14 protein-coding genes are annotated in these 16,763 nt (G+C 71.2%); 3 read left to right on the top strand and 11 right to left on the bottom strand.

Annotation, left to right across the window (positions count from 1 at the left end):
• The first annotated feature begins 31 nt into the window (after positions 1-31).
• Genes MUU72_RS23165 through MUU72_RS23155 form a run of 3 tightly spaced genes read left to right on the top strand, consistent with a single transcriptional unit; the run spans position 32 to position 3,949 of the window.
• Positions 32-859 (top strand): toll/interleukin-1 receptor domain-containing protein, encoded by an 828-nt coding sequence (locus tag MUU72_RS23165; protein WP_248015288.1) that lies wholly within the window; start codon positions 32-34, stop codon positions 857-859.
• Entirely contained in the window at positions 856-2,838 is a 1,983-nt protein-coding gene (locus tag MUU72_RS23160) for a hypothetical protein (protein WP_248015287.1), read from the top strand. Before MUU72_RS23165 ends, MUU72_RS23160 begins: the two co-directional genes overlap by 4 nt.
• A 37-nt stretch (positions 2,839-2,875) precedes the next feature.
• The gene (locus tag MUU72_RS23155) at positions 2,876-3,949 is read left to right on the top strand and encodes a hypothetical protein (protein WP_248015286.1); all 1,074 of its coding nucleotides are present in this window, start codon (positions 2,876-2,878) and stop codon (positions 3,947-3,949) included.
• Between the two features lie 74 nt (positions 3,950-4,023).
• Here MUU72_RS23155 and metK read toward each other — a convergent pair whose 3' ends face one another.
• From metK to MUU72_RS23100, 11 genes are all read right to left on the bottom strand, one after another.
• Complete coding sequence (gene metK / locus MUU72_RS23150; protein ID WP_248015285.1) at positions 4,024-5,232, bottom strand: methionine adenosyltransferase; 1,209 nt, start codon at positions 5,230-5,232, stop codon at positions 4,024-4,026.
• Between the two features lie 271 nt (positions 5,233-5,503).
• On the bottom strand, positions 5,504-6,769 hold the full coding sequence (coaBC, locus tag MUU72_RS23145) for a bifunctional phosphopantothenoylcysteine decarboxylase/phosphopantothenate--cysteine ligase CoaBC (protein ID WP_372503243.1): 1,266 nt from the start codon (positions 6,767-6,769) through the stop codon (positions 5,504-5,506).
• A 105-nt stretch (positions 6,770-6,874) separates the two neighbouring features.
• Complete coding sequence (rpoZ, locus tag MUU72_RS23140) at positions 6,875-7,150, bottom strand: DNA-directed RNA polymerase subunit omega (RefSeq protein ID WP_248015284.1); 276 nt, start codon at positions 7,148-7,150, stop codon at positions 6,875-6,877.
• Positions 7,151-7,229: 79 nt separating this feature from the next.
• Complete coding sequence (gene gmk / locus MUU72_RS23135; protein WP_248015283.1) at positions 7,230-7,850, bottom strand: guanylate kinase; 621 nt, start codon at positions 7,848-7,850, stop codon at positions 7,230-7,232.
• Between the two features lie 38 nt (positions 7,851-7,888).
• The gene (locus MUU72_RS23130; protein WP_066985710.1) at positions 7,889-8,212 is read right to left on the bottom strand and encodes an integration host factor; all 324 of its coding nucleotides are present in this window, start codon (positions 8,210-8,212) and stop codon (positions 7,889-7,891) included.
• Positions 8,213-8,417: 205 nt separating this feature from the next.
• Positions 8,418-9,254 (bottom strand): orotidine-5'-phosphate decarboxylase, encoded by an 837-nt coding sequence (gene pyrF, locus MUU72_RS23125; RefSeq protein WP_248015282.1) that lies wholly within the window; start codon positions 9,252-9,254, stop codon positions 8,418-8,420.
• Complete coding sequence (locus tag MUU72_RS23120; protein WP_248015281.1) at positions 9,251-10,360, bottom strand: quinone-dependent dihydroorotate dehydrogenase; 1,110 nt, start codon at positions 10,358-10,360, stop codon at positions 9,251-9,253. The genes pyrF and MUU72_RS23120 overlap by 4 nt, the downstream gene beginning before the upstream one ends.
• Before the next feature lie 80 nt (positions 10,361-10,440).
• On the bottom strand, positions 10,441-13,752 hold the full coding sequence (carB, locus tag MUU72_RS23115) for a carbamoyl-phosphate synthase large subunit (protein WP_248015280.1): 3,312 nt from the start codon (positions 13,750-13,752) through the stop codon (positions 10,441-10,443).
• Positions 13,745-14,887 (bottom strand): glutamine-hydrolyzing carbamoyl-phosphate synthase small subunit, encoded by a 1,143-nt coding sequence (carA, locus tag MUU72_RS23110; protein ID WP_248015279.1) that lies wholly within the window; start codon positions 14,885-14,887, stop codon positions 13,745-13,747. The genes carB and carA overlap by 8 nt, the downstream gene beginning before the upstream one ends.
• Positions 14,884-15,477 carry a PH-like domain-containing protein gene (locus MUU72_RS23105; protein WP_248015278.1) on the bottom strand — a complete coding sequence of 198 codons (594 nt, stop codon included), beginning with the start codon at positions 15,475-15,477 and terminating at the stop codon, positions 14,884-14,886. The genes carA and MUU72_RS23105 overlap by 4 nt, the downstream gene beginning before the upstream one ends.
• Positions 15,474-16,760, bottom strand: a complete 1,287-nt coding sequence (locus MUU72_RS23100; protein ID WP_248015277.1) for a dihydroorotase — start codon at positions 16,758-16,760, stop codon at positions 15,474-15,476. Before MUU72_RS23100 ends, MUU72_RS23105 begins: the two co-directional genes overlap by 4 nt.
• Positions 16,761-16,763 lie beyond the last annotated feature (3 nt).

The following is a 16,763-nucleotide window of genomic DNA, read 5'->3' as shown; positions in this document are numbered from 1 at the left end:
CACCCACCCATTCACCCCGGAAGGGAACGCCATGCCCCATGCCGTGAATTCTCCCGCCACGCCGACCTCACGGCCCGAGATCTTCATCAACTACCGCACGGCTGACGAGGCGTGGTGCGCGTCGCGCCTCGCCAAAGAGCTCGGACAGCGCTTTGGTGCCGACCGCGTCTTCTGGGACGGCGACTCCCTGCGAGGCGGCGACCGGTACCCAGAAGCACTCGTGGCGGCGGTGCGCCAGTGCTCCGTCTTGCTCGCCGTCATCGGGGAACGCTGGCTGCATGCCACGGACGCGCGGGGCGGTCGCGCCCTGGACAACCCCGAGGACTGGACCCGCCGGGAGATCATCGATGCGTTCGACTGGGGCATCCGCGTCATTCCGGTGCTGGTCTCCCCCCGGCTGGGCCCCTTCACCCGCGCCGACCTCCCTCCCGAGCTGGCCGAATTGGCCGATGTGCAGTTTCGCCGCCTCAACCCCAGAGAGCCCGACGCTGAGCTGGACCGGCTGGGGGACGAGCTGGCCTCCCTGGTCCCCGCACTCGCGGCCGTCGACAGCAAGGCGGAGACCACCGCTGCGGAACCCGACCGGCCGCGCGGCGTCCGCAACTCGCTTGGCGACGTCCACGGCACGGCCGTCCAGGCCGGGCGGTACGACAGCCGGCAGAGCGGCGGTTACCGCACCACGACGGGGAGCGGCGGTACCGTCGTCAACGGGGCCACCGGCCCGGTGAACATCGGTGGCGCACAGCACAACGCCCCGGTGTTCTTCGGCGACGGCGCCAATTACGCGGCAGGCGATTTCAACGGCGACGTGCAGCAACGGTTCGGCGAACATCGCGGGCATGAGGGCGACGGCCGGTGAGTGGGGGATCCTTCTTCTCACGGCCGACGGGTCCTGTCCAAGCCGGCGGCCAGCAGACCAATGTCTTCATCAACAACCAACCAGCGGCGGACCGGCCGCGCCAGCGGGATCCCCGGCGCTTCGCTGAGAACGAACTGACCGGTCTCGACCGGCGCTTCGTTCCCCCACCCGGCCTCGGCGCCGCCCGCGAGCTGCTGCGCCGCAACCGCGCGGTGCTGCTCACAGGCGCCCGGGGCAACGGCACCCGCAGCGCAGCGAAGATCCTGTTGCACGAACTCGTCGGGCCGCGAGGACGCTTCCACGAGCTGAGCGCGGCCGTCGAGGACGATGACGGGGACCCACTGCCCGGCCCGGGCGACGTCTCCGACCTCGACCGGATGCTGCTGGATCTGTCAGCTGCCGACGATGCCCTGTTCCGCAGAGTGGAACAACGGCTGAACGCCATCCTCTCCGCCGTGGAGGACCACCGCGCTTATCTCGTGGTGGTCCTCCCCGGTTACCCGGGCCGACCGCGGTCGGGGGAATTGCTGCACCTCGTGTCCGAGATCGGGCGGCCCCGGGAAAGGCCGGTCCTGCGACGGCACTTACGGGCGAATGGGGTGCCGGTCGCCGAGGCGGCGCTCGATTCGCCACAGCTCACCATCGCCTTGACCCGTTCCCGAATGGAGGAGATCGCCAAGCTGGCCGCCCTGTTCCAGCAGGCCCGCGAGCGGGAGCCGGAGGCGGACTTCGCACGGTGGCAGTCGTCGGCCCTCGGCGCGTGGGGCGACCGCACTCCAGAGGTGGCCGAGCAGGTGGCCAACGAGCTCACCACAGCTCCGCAACGCGCCCTGCTGCTGGCTACCGCCATGCTGCACGGTGCCCGTGCGGACGCCGTGCACTGTGCCGCCGGGGCCCTCCTGCAGGCCACGGACCACCCCGGCGACGATACCCAGCTCCTGGAACGGACCGGCCTCGACAACCGGCTGGCAGACATCAAGGCGGTACCCGATTCCGACAGGCGGGTGCGCTTCAGCGCCCTCGCCTACGAACCCGCGGTCCGCACATACTTCTGGAACAACCACCCGCCCGTGCGCGAACCGGTGACCCGGTGGGTGAGCATCTGCCTGAATTTCCCGGCGCTCGACGGGGACGACCGCGACCGCTTGGTCCGCCACTACGCCGAACTTGCGCTGCGCACCGAGCCCCTCGACACTCTGCTCGATCTGGTCGAGCAGTGGGCCACGCAGCCGCAATACGAGCAGGTGGGTGCGCAGGCGGCCACCGTGGGGCTCGAAACCGCCGTGCTGGACGCCCAGCACGGCATGAGGACCCGCCGGAAGATCTACCACTGGGCCCGCGGTGACCTGCCCGTGCGGCTGGCTCGCGTCCTCATCACGGTCTGCACCGACACCCTCGCGATCCATCACCCCGACCAAGCCATGGTCCGCCTGCACCACCTCGCCCGCCACCGGTCACCGACCGCCGCCCTCGCGCGGGAGGCCCTGCTCGGACTGGCCAGCCAGGACAACCGCCTCTACCGTCGTCTGCTCGACCGCGTCACCATCGGCCTGACGGAGCGCCCCTACCATCGGGACGATCAGCTGTTCCTCCAGCTCGCCGACCCCGCCCGGCTCACCGATACCGAGCACCGCACGCAACCCTTCCTCAAGGACGCCTCCGTGCGCGCCCAGCTGACCGAGTGCTGGCGAGCGGTGCTGTCACGCTGGCCGCCCGCTGAGTGGACCGCCCCTGTTCAACGCTGGCTGGCGGGCTGCACGGCCACCGGGCAAACCGACCTGCTGACGCGGATCATCGCGCGAGCCGCACCGGAAACGCTGGCCGGCCGCCTCTACGTCCTCGCCCTCGACTGGGCCGACCAGCCCGACGCCGCTGCCCTCCCAAGCACCCGAGCCACCCGCCTGGCGGTGGCCGACGCCCTTTGGCAGGAGCTGGACCGCCGGGCAACCGCGCCCTCCACCACCGCTGCCCCGGCGTGATGCCGCCCGGTAATCCCGTACTCAGGAGAGACCACACATGAGCTCCGGCCACAAGACCGTGACCGCGCTTCTTGCCCTCATCGGTGCTTTGATTCTCGTCATCGTCGGACTCGTCGCCGCGTGGCCGATGTGGGTCTGGCCCGTGGCGGCCGTACTGCTGGCAGGTACGGCACTGCTGACCGCACGGGCACTGGCACCGAAAGCCGGCCCATACTTGCCACCGGAAGAGCTTCTTCCCCTCCCCCGGGTGTCCCGTCAGGAGCAGCGGGTGACCGATGTGGCGTTACCCAGTGCAGTCGCCGACTACGACTTCCTCTTCTCCGCCACGGTGCGCTGGGACATTCTGGACCCGGCGGACGATGCCCCGCACGTCAACCCTGGCGGGCTCGCCGTGGACGCTGTCCTGGAACGCGCCCGGGCGATCACCGCTCTGGAGCAGCCGCACCGCAGCTCCCTCGTGCAGCATCAACTCAACGGAGCACTCGGCACCATGCGCCACGACGCGAGTGGGCGAGTGGCGGCCATGGCCGCAGATGTCACCCTGTCGCTCTCCCCTCGTGATCAAGAACGCCTGGACAAGCTCTCCAAGGTCCGCAAGGACGAAGACCTGTGGAAGCACGAGCGGAAGTACGAACTCGACCGCCGCAGCTACCTCGGTGAGGATGTCCTGAAGGATCCGGGCCGCGCAGTGGTCTGGTGGCTCGCCAAGAACAATGACCACATCGAGGAGACCGTCGACCGGATCGGGGTGCTCGCCCAGTTGTCTGCAGCGGCCAACAACCGCGAGGTGCCCGAACCGTTCCGCGCTTACGTGGAGCGAGAGCCGGACACCACCCCGACACCGTCGGACGAGGACGAGCCGTCGGCTCCGTTCATCCCCCGGCCCTCGGGCGCGCACCCGCTCAACGGGGCCCCCGTGGGCGACTACCTGAACGGTCTGATGCACGCCGCCGGGGTCACGGAGCCCGGTACATCGGCCATCGCCCGCCGTTTCGCGAACATCCTGGAGACCGACGGATACCGCAGCGCCGCCGAGGAGATCCGGCGCCGCTTCGTCCCGGCCGCTCCGACTGCCGACGACCCCACACCGGACGCCGGGACGGGCACCTAACACTGAGGCCATGCCGAAGGCCCCGGCCCGCCGAAGCGGGCCGGGGCCTTCGGGAGGTGGTGCGGGTGCGTGCCTTACAGGCCCGCGGCCTTGCGGAGGGCCTCGACGCGGTCGGTGCGCTCCCAGGTGAAGTCCTCCAGCTCGCGGCCGAAGTGGCCGTAGGCGGCGGTCTGGGCGTAGATCGGGCGGAGCAGGTCGAGGTCGCGGATGATCGCGGCCGGGCGGAGGTCGAAGACCTCGGCGATGGCCTGCTCGATCTTGTCGGTGTCGATCGCGTTGGTGCCGAAGGTCTCGACGAACAGACCGACCGGCTCGGCCTTGCCGATGGCGTAGGCGACCTGGACCTCGCAGCGCGCGGCCAGGCCGGCGGCGACCACGTTCTTGGCGACCCAGCGCATGGCGTACGCGGCGGAGCGGTCGACCTTGGACGGGTCCTTGCCGGAGAAGGCACCGCCACCGTGGCGGGCCATACCGCCGTAGGTGTCGATGATGATCTTGCGGCCGGTGAGGCCGGCGTCGCCCATCGGGCCGCCGATCTCGAAACGGCCGGTGGGGTTCACCAGCAGGCGGTAGCCCTCGGTGTCCAGCTTGATGCCGTCCTCGACGAGCTGCCCCAGGACGTGCTCCACCACGAACTCGCGGATGTCGGGGGCGAGCAGCGAGTCCAGGTCGATGTCGCTGGCGTGCTGGGAGGAGACCACCACGGTGTCGAGGCGGACGGCCTTGTTGCCGTCGTACTCGATGGTGACCTGGGTCTTGCCGTCGGGGCGGAGGTAGGGGATGGTCCCGTTCTTGCGGACCTCCGAGAGCCGGCGCGAGAGGCGGTGCGCCAGGTAGATCGGGAGCGGCATCAGCTCGGGGGTCTCGTCGCAGGCGAACCCGAACATCAGGCCCTGGTCGCCCGCGCCCTGCCGGTCCAGCTCGTCGTCGTCGCCCTCGACGCGGAACTCGTGGGCGGTGTCGACACCCTGGGCGATGTCCGGGGACTGCGCGCCGATGGACACCGAGACGCCGCAGGAGGCGCCGTCGAAGCCCTTCTTGGACGAGTCGTAGCCGATCTCCAGGATCTTGTTGCGCACGAGGTTGGGGATATCGGCGTACGCCTTCGTCGTCACCTCGCCGGCCACATGCACCAGGCCGGTGGTGATCAACGTCTCCACGGCGACCCGGGAGGTCGGGTCCTCCTTCAGGAGCGCGTCGAGGATGGTGTCGCTGATCTGGTCAGCGATCTTGTCGGGGTGGCCCTCGGTGACGGACTCCGAGGTGAACAGGCGGCGGGACACATCGCTCCCTGGGGTTGCAGCGGCTGCTGGCTGATCATTTAGCGGAACGGCCGAGAGCTGCGCTCGGCCGGACCACTGCCAGTTTATCGGTCGAATGTGGCGCCCGGGCACGCAGTCTCGATTTCCGGAACCCCCGTGACCTGGGACACCACTGCCGTACGGTAGTGACGATCACCTCGGGAAACGGCCCGGTCAAGAGGGCACGCCGATTTTCCGGGGCCCGCCCAGGGGCGGACGGGCCCGTTCCGCGCGCCCGCGCGGGCGTCGGCGCTCAGCCGCGCGGCTGCGCCAGACGGGGCACGACCAGGTCCCACACGGTGTCGGCGAGGGCCTCCTTCGGACCGTACGGGACGGGGGTCTCGGTGCCGTCCGTGGCCAGAATCACGGCTTCGTTCTCGGCCGATCCGAAGGTCTTGTGCTCGCCGACCTCGTTGACGACGAGGAGATCGCAGCCCTTGCGGGCGAGCTTGGCGCGTCCGTTGGCCAGGACGTCGTCGGTCTCCGCGGCGAAGCCGACGACCAGCTGGCCCGGTCGGGCCCGGTCGGCCGAAAGTTCCGCAAGGATGTCCGGATTCCGCACCAGAGCGACCGGTTCCGGCTCCTGCCCCTCCTGCTTCTTGATCTTCCCCGGGGCGTAGACGGCGGGCCGGAAGTCGGCGACCGCAGCGGCCATCACCACCGCGTCGGCGTCCGCCGCGGCCTTCAGCATCGCCTCGCGCAGCTGCCGGGCGGTCCCCACCCGGACCACGTCCACACCGGCCGGGTCGGGCAGCTCGGTGTTGCCGGCGACCAGGGTGACCCGGGCGCCGCGGGCCGCGGCGGTGCGGGCCAGCGCGTAGCCCTGCCGGCCGGAGGAGCGGTTGCCCAGATAGCGCACGGGGTCCAGCGGCTCCCGGGTGCCGCCCGCGCTGACCACCACGTGGCGGCCGGCCAGGTCCTGCGGCAGGCCCCGGGCGCCACGGGCCAGCACCTGGCGGCAGAGGTCGAAGATCTCGGCGGGGTCGGGGAAGCGGCCCTTGCCGGTGTCGGCGCCGGTCAGCCGGCCCACCGCCGGGTCGATGACCAGCGCGCCGCGGCGCCGCAGGGTGGCGACGTTCTCCTGGGTGGCCGCGTTCTCCCACATCTCGGTGTGCATCGCGGGCGCGAAGACCACCGGGCAGCGGGCCGTGAGCAGGGTGTTGGTCAGCAGGTCGTCGGCGAGGCCGTGGGCGGCCTTGGCCAGCATGTCGGCGGTGGCCGGGGCGACCACGACCAGGTCGGCGGCCTGGCCGATGCGGACGTGCGGGACCTCGTGGACGGTCTCCCAGACCTCGGTGGAGGCCGGGTGGCCGGACAGCGCCGACCAGGTGGCCGCGCCGACGAAGTGCAGCGCCGAGGCGGTCGGCACGACCCGGACGTCGTGGCCGGACTCCGTGAACCGGCGCAGCAGCTCGCACGCCTTGTAGGCGGCGATCCCGCCGCTGACCCCCAGGACGACCCTGGGCCGCTCCCGCTTCTCCATCGTCTCCCCGCTCCCCGCGGCCAGTTCCGAACGCATGTCCCTCAACCTATGCCCTGCCGGCACGCCAAGGGCCCGGCAGGTGCCCCCAGCCGATCGCTGGGAGGTGGCCCTGCCGGGCCCTTGGTGAGAAAGCCGGGCCGCTTACTGGCCGACCGGACCCTCGATGGACTCCGAGGTCAGCAGACCCGCGTTGATCTCGCGCAGCGCGATCGACAGCGGCTTCTCGTGGACGTGGGTGTCGACCAGCGGGCCGACGTACTCCAGCAGGCCCTCGCCGAGCTGGGAGTAGTACGCGTTGATCTGGCGCGCGCGCTTGGCGGCGTAGATCACGAGGCTGTACTTGGAGTCGGTGGCCTCGAGAAGCTCATCAATGGGCGGGTTGATGATGCCCTCGGGTGCGGTGATGGAAGAGGACACTCTCTACCTTCCGAAAGGGGATGCAGCAGGTGGCAGCGCCGCGGGCGCTGAAATCCGTGGCGCCGGCGGCGGGACCGGGTCAGTCGCCGGTGGTCCGGTCCTCAGGGCGGCGCAGCATCAAGGCTAGCAGCTCACGGCTGACGTCCTCGACGGAGGTGTTGACAAGCGTCACGTCGAACTCCTTCTCCGCCGCCAGCTCCACCCGGGCGGCGTCCAGGCGCCGCTCGATGACCTCGGGGGCCTCCGTGCCCCGGCCGGTGAGCCGGCGGACCAGCTCCTCCCAGCTCGGCGGGGCCAGGAAGACGAGGTTGGCGTCCGGCATGGACTCGCGGACCTGGCGGGCGCCCTGGAGGTCGATCTCCAGCAGGACCGGCTCGCCGGCCGCCAGCCGGTCCAGCACCGCCCGGCGGGGGGTGCCGTACCGATTGCCCGCGAACTCGGCCCACTCCAGCAGCTCGCCGTTGGCGATGAGCTTGTCGAACTCCTCGTCCTCGACGAAGAAGTACTGGACGCCGTGGCGCTCCCCGGGGCGCGGTTTGCGGGTGGTGGCCGAAACCGAGAGCCAGATTTCGGGGTGGACCTTGCGCAGATGCGCGACGACCGTGCTCTTGCCGACCCCCGAAGGGCCGGAGAGCACGGTCAGGCGCGGTTGTCTGGCCGGGGGTACGGGGGTCGTCCCCCGGGAGACTGCAGAACTCATGCAGCGATTATTCCAGCTACCCGGCAGTGCCGGGAAACTCAGGAACCGGTGCTGCCGAACTCGCGCTCGAGGGAGGCGATCTGGTTGGTACCGAGACCGCGGACCCGGCGGCTCTCGGAGATCCCCAGCCGCTCCATGATCTGCTTCGCGCGGACCTTGCCGACGCCGGGCAGGGACTCCAGCAGCGCCGAGACCTTCATCTTGCCGATGACGTCGTTCTTCTGGCCCTGCTGGATGACCTCGTGGAGGGAGGCACCGGAGTGCTTGAGCCGATTCTTGACCTCGGCGCGCTCCCGGCGAGCCGCGGCGGCCTTTTCGAGCGCGGCAGCGCGCTGTTCAGGGGTAAGGGGCGGAAGAGCCACGCCTACGTCACCTCGGATGTCGAACTGTCGGATACGGACCGGTGTGGAACCTAGTCGCCCCGCCACAGCGGAGCAACGAGCAACGCGCTTACGTGCAGTGCTCTCGTCGGAGACTAGCGGCCGATGGCGCCGGAGTCAGCGAGAACAGACGAAAAGTCCTGGTCAGACTCAGCTGACCAGGACATTTCGGGACCAAATGACCGCGTTATGCGAGGGCCGCGCGCACTTCGTCGGCGCAGCGGGCGGCCGCGGCACGCAGTGCGCCGGCGTCCGGACCGTGCCGGAGCACCCCCCGGCTGACGCTCGGGACCACGTTGCGGACCGCCGCTCCGAAGACCGTGGGCAGGTCCGCGGGGGTGGCGCCCTGCGCCCCGATGCCGGGGGCCAGCAGCGGGCCGTTGATCGCCAGGTCGAAAGCGGAGAGGTCGCCGAGGGTGGCGCCGACGACCGCGCCGAAGGAGCCCAGCGGCCGCGCGCCGGCGTTCTCGGCGGCGAGGTGGCCGAGCACGGTCGCGGCGACCGTGCGGCCGTCCGCGCGCACCGCCCGCTGGACCTCGGCGCCCTCCGGGTTGGAGGTCAGGCCGAGCACGAACAGCCCGGCGCCGTTCTTCCGCGCCAGCTCCACGGCGGGCCTGAGCGAGCCGTAGCCGAGGTACGGGGAGACGGTCAGGGCGTCCGCGAACAGCGGCGACTCCGGGCGCAGGAACGCCTCGGCGTAGGCGCTCATCGTGGAACCGATGTCGCCGCGCTTGGCGTCCATGAGGATCAGCGCGCCGCGCTCCCGGGCCTCCTCGACGGCGGTCTCCAGGACGGCGACGCCGCGCGAGCCGAACCGCTCGAAGAACGCCGCCTGCGGCTTGAACACCGCGACCTGCTCGCCGAGCGCCTCCACGACGGTGCGGGTGAACCGCGCCAGGCCCGCGACGTCGTCGTTCAGGCCCCAGTCGGCCAGCAGCGAGGCGTGCGGGTCGATGCCGACGCAGAGCGGACCACGCGCGTCCATGGCGCGGCGCAGGCGGGCGCCGAAGGGGTCCAAGGTCACCGGGTCACCTTCTTGTGGTCGGCGCCGACCGCGTCGGCGAGGGTGGCGTACGGGCTGGTGCGCAGGCGCGCGGCCAGGCCCTTGTGGAGCGCGCGGCACCAGAACGGGCCCTGGTAGATGAAGGCGCTGTAGCCCTGGACGAGGGTGGCGCCGGCCAGGATGCGCTCCCAGACGTCGTCGGCGGTCTCGATGCCGCCGACGCCGATCAGGGTGATCCGGTCGCCGACCCGGGCGTACAGGCGGCGCAGGACCGCGAGGGAGCGCTCCTTGAGGGGGGCGCCGGACAGGCCGCCGGTCTCGGCGGTCAGCTTCGGGTCGGAGGCCAGGCCCAGGCCGTCGCGGGCGATGGTGGTGTTGGTGGCGATGATGCCGTCCAGGCCCAGTTCCACGGCGAGGTCGGCGACCGCGTCCACGTCCTCGTCGGCGAGGTCGGGGGCGATCTTGACCAGCAGCGGGACCCGGCGGCCGGGGACCGTGCGGTCGGCGGCCTCGCGGACCGCGGTGAGCAGCGGCCGCAGGTGGTCGGTGGCCTGGAGGTTGCGCAGCCCCGGCGTGTTGGGCGAGGAGACGTTGACGACCAGGTAGTCGGCGTACCGGGCGAGGCGCTCGGTGGAAGTGACGTAGTCGCCGACCGCCTCGGACTCCGGGACGATCTTGGTCTTGCCGATGTTGACGCCGACGGTGGTCCGGAAGACCGGGTTGCGGGCCGCCAGGCGGGCGGCGACCGCGGCCGAACCGTCGTTGTTGAAGCCCATGCGGTTGATCAGCGCGCGGTCCGCGACCAGGCGGAACAGGCGCTTCTTGGGGTTGCCGGGCTGCGGCTGGGCGGTGACCGTGCCGATCTCGACGTGGTCGAAGCCGAGCATGGCCATGCCGTCGATGGCGGCGGCGTTCTTGTCGAAGCCGGCGGCCAGGCCGAACGGGCCGTGCATCCGGCGGCCCAGGGCCTCGGTGCGCAGCTCCTTGTGGCGGGGGGCGAGGACGGCCGCGGCGAAGGTGCGCAGCACCGGGACGCGGGCGGCCAGGCGGATCCAGCGGAAGGCCAGGTGGTGGGCCTTCTCGGGGTCCATGCGCTGGAAGAACAGCTGGAAGAACAGGCGGTACATGGTGGTGGCGGGCCTTCGCGGGAGTCGGTGGAGGGGCTCATGAAGAGGGGGACACCGCGTGGTGTCCCCCTCCTGGGCCCTTACTCCTCGCGGGCCGCCGTCAGGCGCCTGGCGTGCTCCTGGAGGGAGCACACCCCGACGTCGCCGCGGGACATCGCCTCGATGCCCTGTACGGCCGCGGCCAGCGCCTGGACGGTGGTCAGGCAGGGGATGCCGCGGGCCACCGAGGCGGTGCGGATGTCGTAGCCGTCGAGCCGGCCGCCGGTCCCGTAGGGGGTGTTGACGATCAGGTCGACCTCGCCGTCGTGGATCAGCTGGACGATGGTCTTCTCGCCGTTCGGGCCCTCGCCCTCGGACTGCTTGCGCACCACGGTGGCGTTGATGCCGTTGCGGCGCAGCACCTCGGCGGTGCCGGAGGTGGCCAGCAGCTCGAAGCCGTGGGCGACCAGTTCGCGGGCCGGGAAGATCATCGAGCGCTTGTCGCGGTTGGCGACGGAGACGAACGCCCGGCCCTTGGTGGGCAGCGCGCCGTACGCGCCGGCCTGCGACTTGGCGTAGGCCGTGCCGAAGACCGAGTCGATGCCCATGACCTCGCCGGTGGAGCGCATCTCCGGGCCGAGGACGGTGTCCACGCCGCGGCCGGAGGCGTCCCGGAACCGCGACCAGGGCAAGACCGCCTCCTTGACGGAGATCGGCGCGTCCATCGGCAGCGTGCCGCCGTCGCCGGTCTTCGGGAGCATGCCCTCGGCGCGGAGTTCGGCGATGGTGGCGCCCAGCGAGATCCGGGCGGCGGCCTTGGCCAGCGGGACCGCGGTGGCCTTCGAGGTGAAGGGCACGGTCCGCGAGGCGCGCGGGTTGGCCTCCAGGACGTAGAGGATGTCCCCGGCCATCGCGAACTGGATGTTGATCAGGCCGCGCACGCCGACGCCCTTGGCGATGGCCTCGGTGGAGGCCCGCAGCCGCTTGATGTCGTAGCCGCCGAGGGTGATCGGGGGCAGTGCGCAGGCGGAGTCGCCGGAGTGGATACCGGCCTCCTCGATGTGCTCCATGACGCCGCCGAGGTAGAGCTCGTGGCCGTCGTAGAGCGCGTCCACGTCGATCTCGATGGCGTCGTCGAGGAACCGGTCGATGAGGACCGGGTGCCGGTCGATCAGGCCGGCGTGCCGCTCCAGGTACGCGCCGAGCGAGGGCTCGTCGTAGACGATCTCCATACCGCGGCCGCCGAGCACGTAGGAGGGGCGGACCATGACCGGGTAGCCGATGCCGGCGGCGATGGCCTTGGCCTCGTCGAAGGAGAAGGCGGTGCCGTACTTGGGGGCCGGCAGCCCGGCCTCGGTCAGCACCCGGCCGAACGCGCCGCGCTCCTCGGCGAGGTCGATGGCCTCCGGCGAGGTGCCGACGATCGGCACGCCGTTGTCCTTCAGCGCCTGCGCCAGGCCCAGCGGGGTCTGGCCGCCGAGCTGGACGATGACGCCGGCGACCGGGCCGGCCTGTGACTCGGCGTGCACGATCTCCAGCACGTCTTCCAGCGTGAGCGGCTCGAAGTACAGGCGGTCGGAGGTGTCGTAGTCCGTCGAGACGGTCTCCGGGTTGCAGTTGACCATCACGGTCTCGTAGCCGGCGTCGCTGAGCGCGAACGAGGCGTGGACGCAGGAGTAGTCGAACTCGATGCCCTGGCCGATGCGGTTGGGCCCGGAGCCGAGGATGATCACCGCGGGCTTCTCGCGGGGCGCGACCTCGGTCTCCTCGTCGTAGGACGAGTAGAAGTACGGGGTCCGGGCCGCGAACTCGGCCGCGCAGGTGTCGACGGTCTTGTAGACCGGGCGGAGGCCGAGCGCGTGCCGCACCTCGCGGACCACGTCCTCGCGCAGCCCGCGCAGCTCCGCGATCTGGGCGTCGGAGAAGCCGTGCCGCTTTGCTTCCGCAAGGATGTCGGGGCCGAGCTGGTCGGCGGCCGCGACCTCGTCGGCGACCTCCTTGATCAGGAAGAGCTGGTCGACGAACCACGGGTCGATCCGGGTGGCCTCGAAGACCTCCTGCGGGGTGGCGCCGGCCCGGATCGCCTGCATGACGGTGTTGATCCGGCCGTCGGTGGGCACCTGGGCGCGGGTCAGCAGCTCGGCCTTGTCGCCGGGGTCGCCGGTGAAGGCGAACTGGCCGCCCTTCTTCTCGATCGAGCGCAGCGCCTTGTTGAGCGCCTCGGTGAAGTTGCGGCCGATGGCCATCGCCTCACCGACCGACTTCATGGTGGTGGTGAGGGTGGCGTCGGCGGCCGGGAACTTCTCGAAGGCGAACCGCGGGACCTTGACCACGACGTAGTCGAGCGTGGGCTCGAAGGACGCCGGGGTCTCCCGGGTGATGTCGTTGGGGATCTCGTCCAGGGTGTAGCCGACCGCCAGCTTCGCGGCGATCTTCGCGATCGGGAAGCCGGTGGCCTTGGAGGCCAGCGCCGAGGAGCGGGAGACCCGGGGGTTCATCTCGATGACGATGACCCGGCCGTCCTCGGGGTTGACCGCGAACTGGATGTTGCAGCCGCCGGTGTCCACGCCGACCTCGCGGATCACGGCGATGCCGATGTCCCGCAGGATCTGGTACTCGCGGTCGGTCAGCGTCATCGCCGGGGCGACGGTGATCGAGTCGCCGGTGTGCACGCCCATCGGGTCGAAGTTCTCGATGGAGCAGACGACCACGACATTGTCGTTCTTGTCGCGCATCAGCTCCAGCTCGTACTCCTTCCAGCCGAGGATGGACTCCTCCAGGAGCACCTCGGTGGTCGGGGAGAGCGTGAGGCCCTGGCCGGCGATGCGGCGCAGCTCCTCCTCGTTGTGCGCGAAGCCGGAGCCGGCGCCGCCCATGGTGAAGGACGGACGGACCACGACCGGGTAGCCGCCCAGCTCCTCGACGCCCTTGAGGACGTCGTCCATGGAGTGGCAGATGTACGAGCGGGCGGACTCGCCGTGGCCGATCTTGCGGCGGACGGCTTCGACGACCTCCTTGAACTGGTCGCGGTCCTCGCCCTTGTGGATCGCCTCGACGTTGGCGCCGATCAGCTCCACGCCGTACTTGTCGAGGGTGCCCGCCTCGTGCAGCGAGATGGCGGTGTTGAGCGCCGTCTGGCCGCCGAGGGTCGGCAGCAGCGCGTCGGGGCGCTCCTTGGCGATGATCTTCTCGACGAACTCCGGGGTGATCGGCTCGACGTAGGTGGCGTCGGCGATCTCCGGGTCGGTCATGATCGTGGCCGGGTTGGAGTTGACCAGGATGACGCGCAGGCCCTCGGACTTGAGGACCCGGCACGCCTGGGTGCCGGAGTAGTCGAACTCGGCGGCCTGACCGATGACGATCGGGCCGGAGCCGATGACCAGGACGGACTGGATATCGGTGCGCTTAGGCACGCTCGCCCTCCATCAGGGATACGAAGCGGTCGAAGAGGTACGCGGCGTCGTGCGGGCCGGCGGCCGCCTCGGGGTGGTACTGGACGCTGAAAGCCGGCTGGTCCAGGAGCTGGAGCCCCTCCACCACGTTGTCATTGAGGCAGACGTGGGTGACCTCGGCACGGCCGAACGGGGTGTCGGAAATCCGGTCGAGCGGCGCGTCCACGGCGAAGCCGTGGTTGTGCGCTGTGACCTCGACCTTGCCGGTGGTGCGGTCCTGCACCGGCTGGTTGATGCCGCGGTGGCCGTACTTGAGCTTGTACGTGCCGAAGCCCAGCGCGCGGCCCAGGATCTGGTTGCCGAAGCAGATGCCGAACAGCGGGGTCCTGCGGGAGAGCACCTCGCGCATCACGCCGACGGCGTGGTCGGCGGTGGCCGGGTCGCCGGGCCCGTTGGAGAAGAACACGCCGTCGGGGGCGACCGCGTAGACGTCCTCGGCGGTGGCGGTGGCCGGCAGCACGTGCACCTCGATGCCGCGCTCGGCCATCCGGTGCGGGGTCATGCCCTTGATGCCGAGGTCGACCGCGGCGACGGTGAACTTCTTCTCCCCGAGGGCGGGGACGACGTACGCCTCCTTGGTGGCGACCTCCGCGGAGAGGTCGGCGCCCTGCATCTCGGGCTGCTGGCGCACCTCGGCGAGCATGGTGCCCTCGTCGGGCAGCGCGTTGCCGGAGAAGATGCCGACCCGCATCGCACCGCGCTCGCGCAGGTGGCGGGTGAGCGCGCGGGTGTCGATACCGCAGATGCCGACGACGCCCTGGCGGCGCAGCTCCTCGTCGAGGGAGCGGCGGGAGCGCCAGTTGGACGGGACCCGGGCGGGGTCGCGGACGACGTAGCCGGAGACCCAGATCCGCTGCGACTCGGGGTCCTCGTCGTTGACGCCGGTGTTCCCGACGTGCGGGGCGGTCATGACGACGACCTGGCGGTGGTACGAGGGGTCGGTCAGCGTCTCCTGGTAGCCGGTCATGCCGGTGGAGAACACCGCTTCGCCGAAGGTCTCCCCCACGGCCCCGTAGGCACGGCCGCGGAAGGTGCGGCCGTCCTCCAGGACGAGGACGGCGGGGATTTTGGCGGTCCCCTGGGTGGAGGTCGTCATCGTGCGCCTTCCGTTTCGGTGTGCTCGGTGGTGTGGTCGTGGGTGCTCCGGCCGAGGGCCTCGACCCAGGCCGGGTGCTCGCCGGCCCGGTCGGACCGGAAGCCGGAGTCGATCAGTTTCCCGCCGTGCTCCCAGGTGACGACCAGCAGGCCGCCCTCGGGGAGGACCTTGCCGGCGATGCCCGCCTCCAGGCGGGCGCCGCGCAGCGCGGCGGCCGGGACGAAGAAGTCCGCGGCGCCGGGCCGGACGACGGCCAGGCCCTGCTCGGTCAGGGTCAGTTCGGCGCGGCTGCGGGTGCCCAGGCCGTGGGCGACGATCCGGTCGAGCCACTGCCCGGCCGTGGTCGAGCCGTGGTAGCGGCCGCTGAGGGTCAGCCGGGCCCCGTCCGCGCCGGCCGCGCCGTCCGGAACGGCCGGCAGCTCGGGCAGGTCGCCCTGGAGGGTGCCGCGCCACTTCCAGCCCTGGCGCATCAGCCAGTAGACGAAGACGACGAAGATCAGCAGTCCGACGACCCAGGCGATCCGCCCGGCCCAGTCGGTGACCGGGGCGGAGTGCGGGGCCGCGGCCAGATGGAACAGGTGAGGAGTCACGCCAGCTTCCCGTCGACGACCGTTGCGCGGCCCCGCAGGAAGGTGTGGGTGACGCGTCCCGGCAGCTCGCGGCCCTCGTAGGGGGTGTTGCGGCTGCGGGAGGCGAAGCCCGCGGGGTCCACCTCTCCACGGTAAGCGGAATCGACCAGCGTGAGATTGGCGGGCTCACCGGCTGAGACGGGGCGGCCGTGGCCGGCCAGCCCGCCGATCCGCGCCGGGGTGAAGGACATCCGGTCGGCGACGCCGGCCCAGTCCAGCAGTCCGGTCTCGACCATGGTGTGCTGGACGACCGAGAGCGCGGTCTCCAGGCCCACCATGCCCATCGCGGCCGCGGCCCACTCGCAGTCCTTGTCCTCGTGCGGGTGCGGGGCGTGGTCGGTGGCGACGATGTCGATCGTGCCGTCGGCCAGGGCCTCGCGCAGCGCCAGCACGTCGCGCTCGGTGCGCAGCGGCGGGTTGACCTTGAAGACCGGGTTGTAGGTGCGCACCAGCTCGTCGGTGAGCAGCAGGTGGTGCGGGGTGACCTCGGCGGTCACGGCGATGCCGCGGGACTTGGCCCAGCGGACGATCTCGACGCTGCCGGCGGTGGAGAGGTGGCAGATGTGGACCCGGGAGCCGACGTGCTCGGCGAGCAGGACGTCCCGGGCGATGATCGACTCCTCGGCGACGGCCGGCCAGCCGCCGAGCCCCAGCTCCGCGGAGACGATGCCCTCGTTCATCTGGGCGCCCTCGGTCAGCCGCGGCTCCTGGGCGTGCTGGGCGATCACGCCGCCGAACGCCTTCACGTACTCCAGCGCCCGCCGCATGATGACCGCGTCGTCCACGCACTTGCCGTCGTCGGAGAAGACGGTCACGCCCGCGGCAGACTCGTGCATCGCACCCAGCTCGGCGAGCTTGCGGCCCTGGAGGCCGACGGTGACGGCGCCGATCGGCTGGACGTCGCAGTAGCCGGACTCCTTGCCCAGCCGGTAGACCTGCTCGACCACGCCGGCGGTGTCGGCGACCGGGAAGGTGTTGGCCATGGCGAACACCGCGGTGTAGCCGCCGCTCGCGGCGGCCCGGGTGCCGGTCAGGACGGTCTCGGAGTCCTCCCGGCCGGGCTCGCGCAGATGGGTGTGCAGGTCGACCAGGCCCGGCAGCAGGACCTGGCCCGCCGCCTCGACGACCTCGGCGCCCTCGGCGGACAGCCCGCTGCCCACCGCCTCGATGACCTCGCCGTCGATCAGTACGTCCTGCGGCGCGCCGCCGAGCACCTGCGCACCGCGGATCAGGATCTTGCGCATTCT

Origin of the sequence: Streptomyces rhizoryzae (assembly GCF_023155275.1) — a bacterium.
GTDB lineage: Bacteria > Actinomycetota > Actinomycetes > Streptomycetales > Streptomycetaceae > Streptomyces > Streptomyces rhizoryzae.
This window is presented reverse-complemented; position numbering and strand designations above follow the sequence as displayed.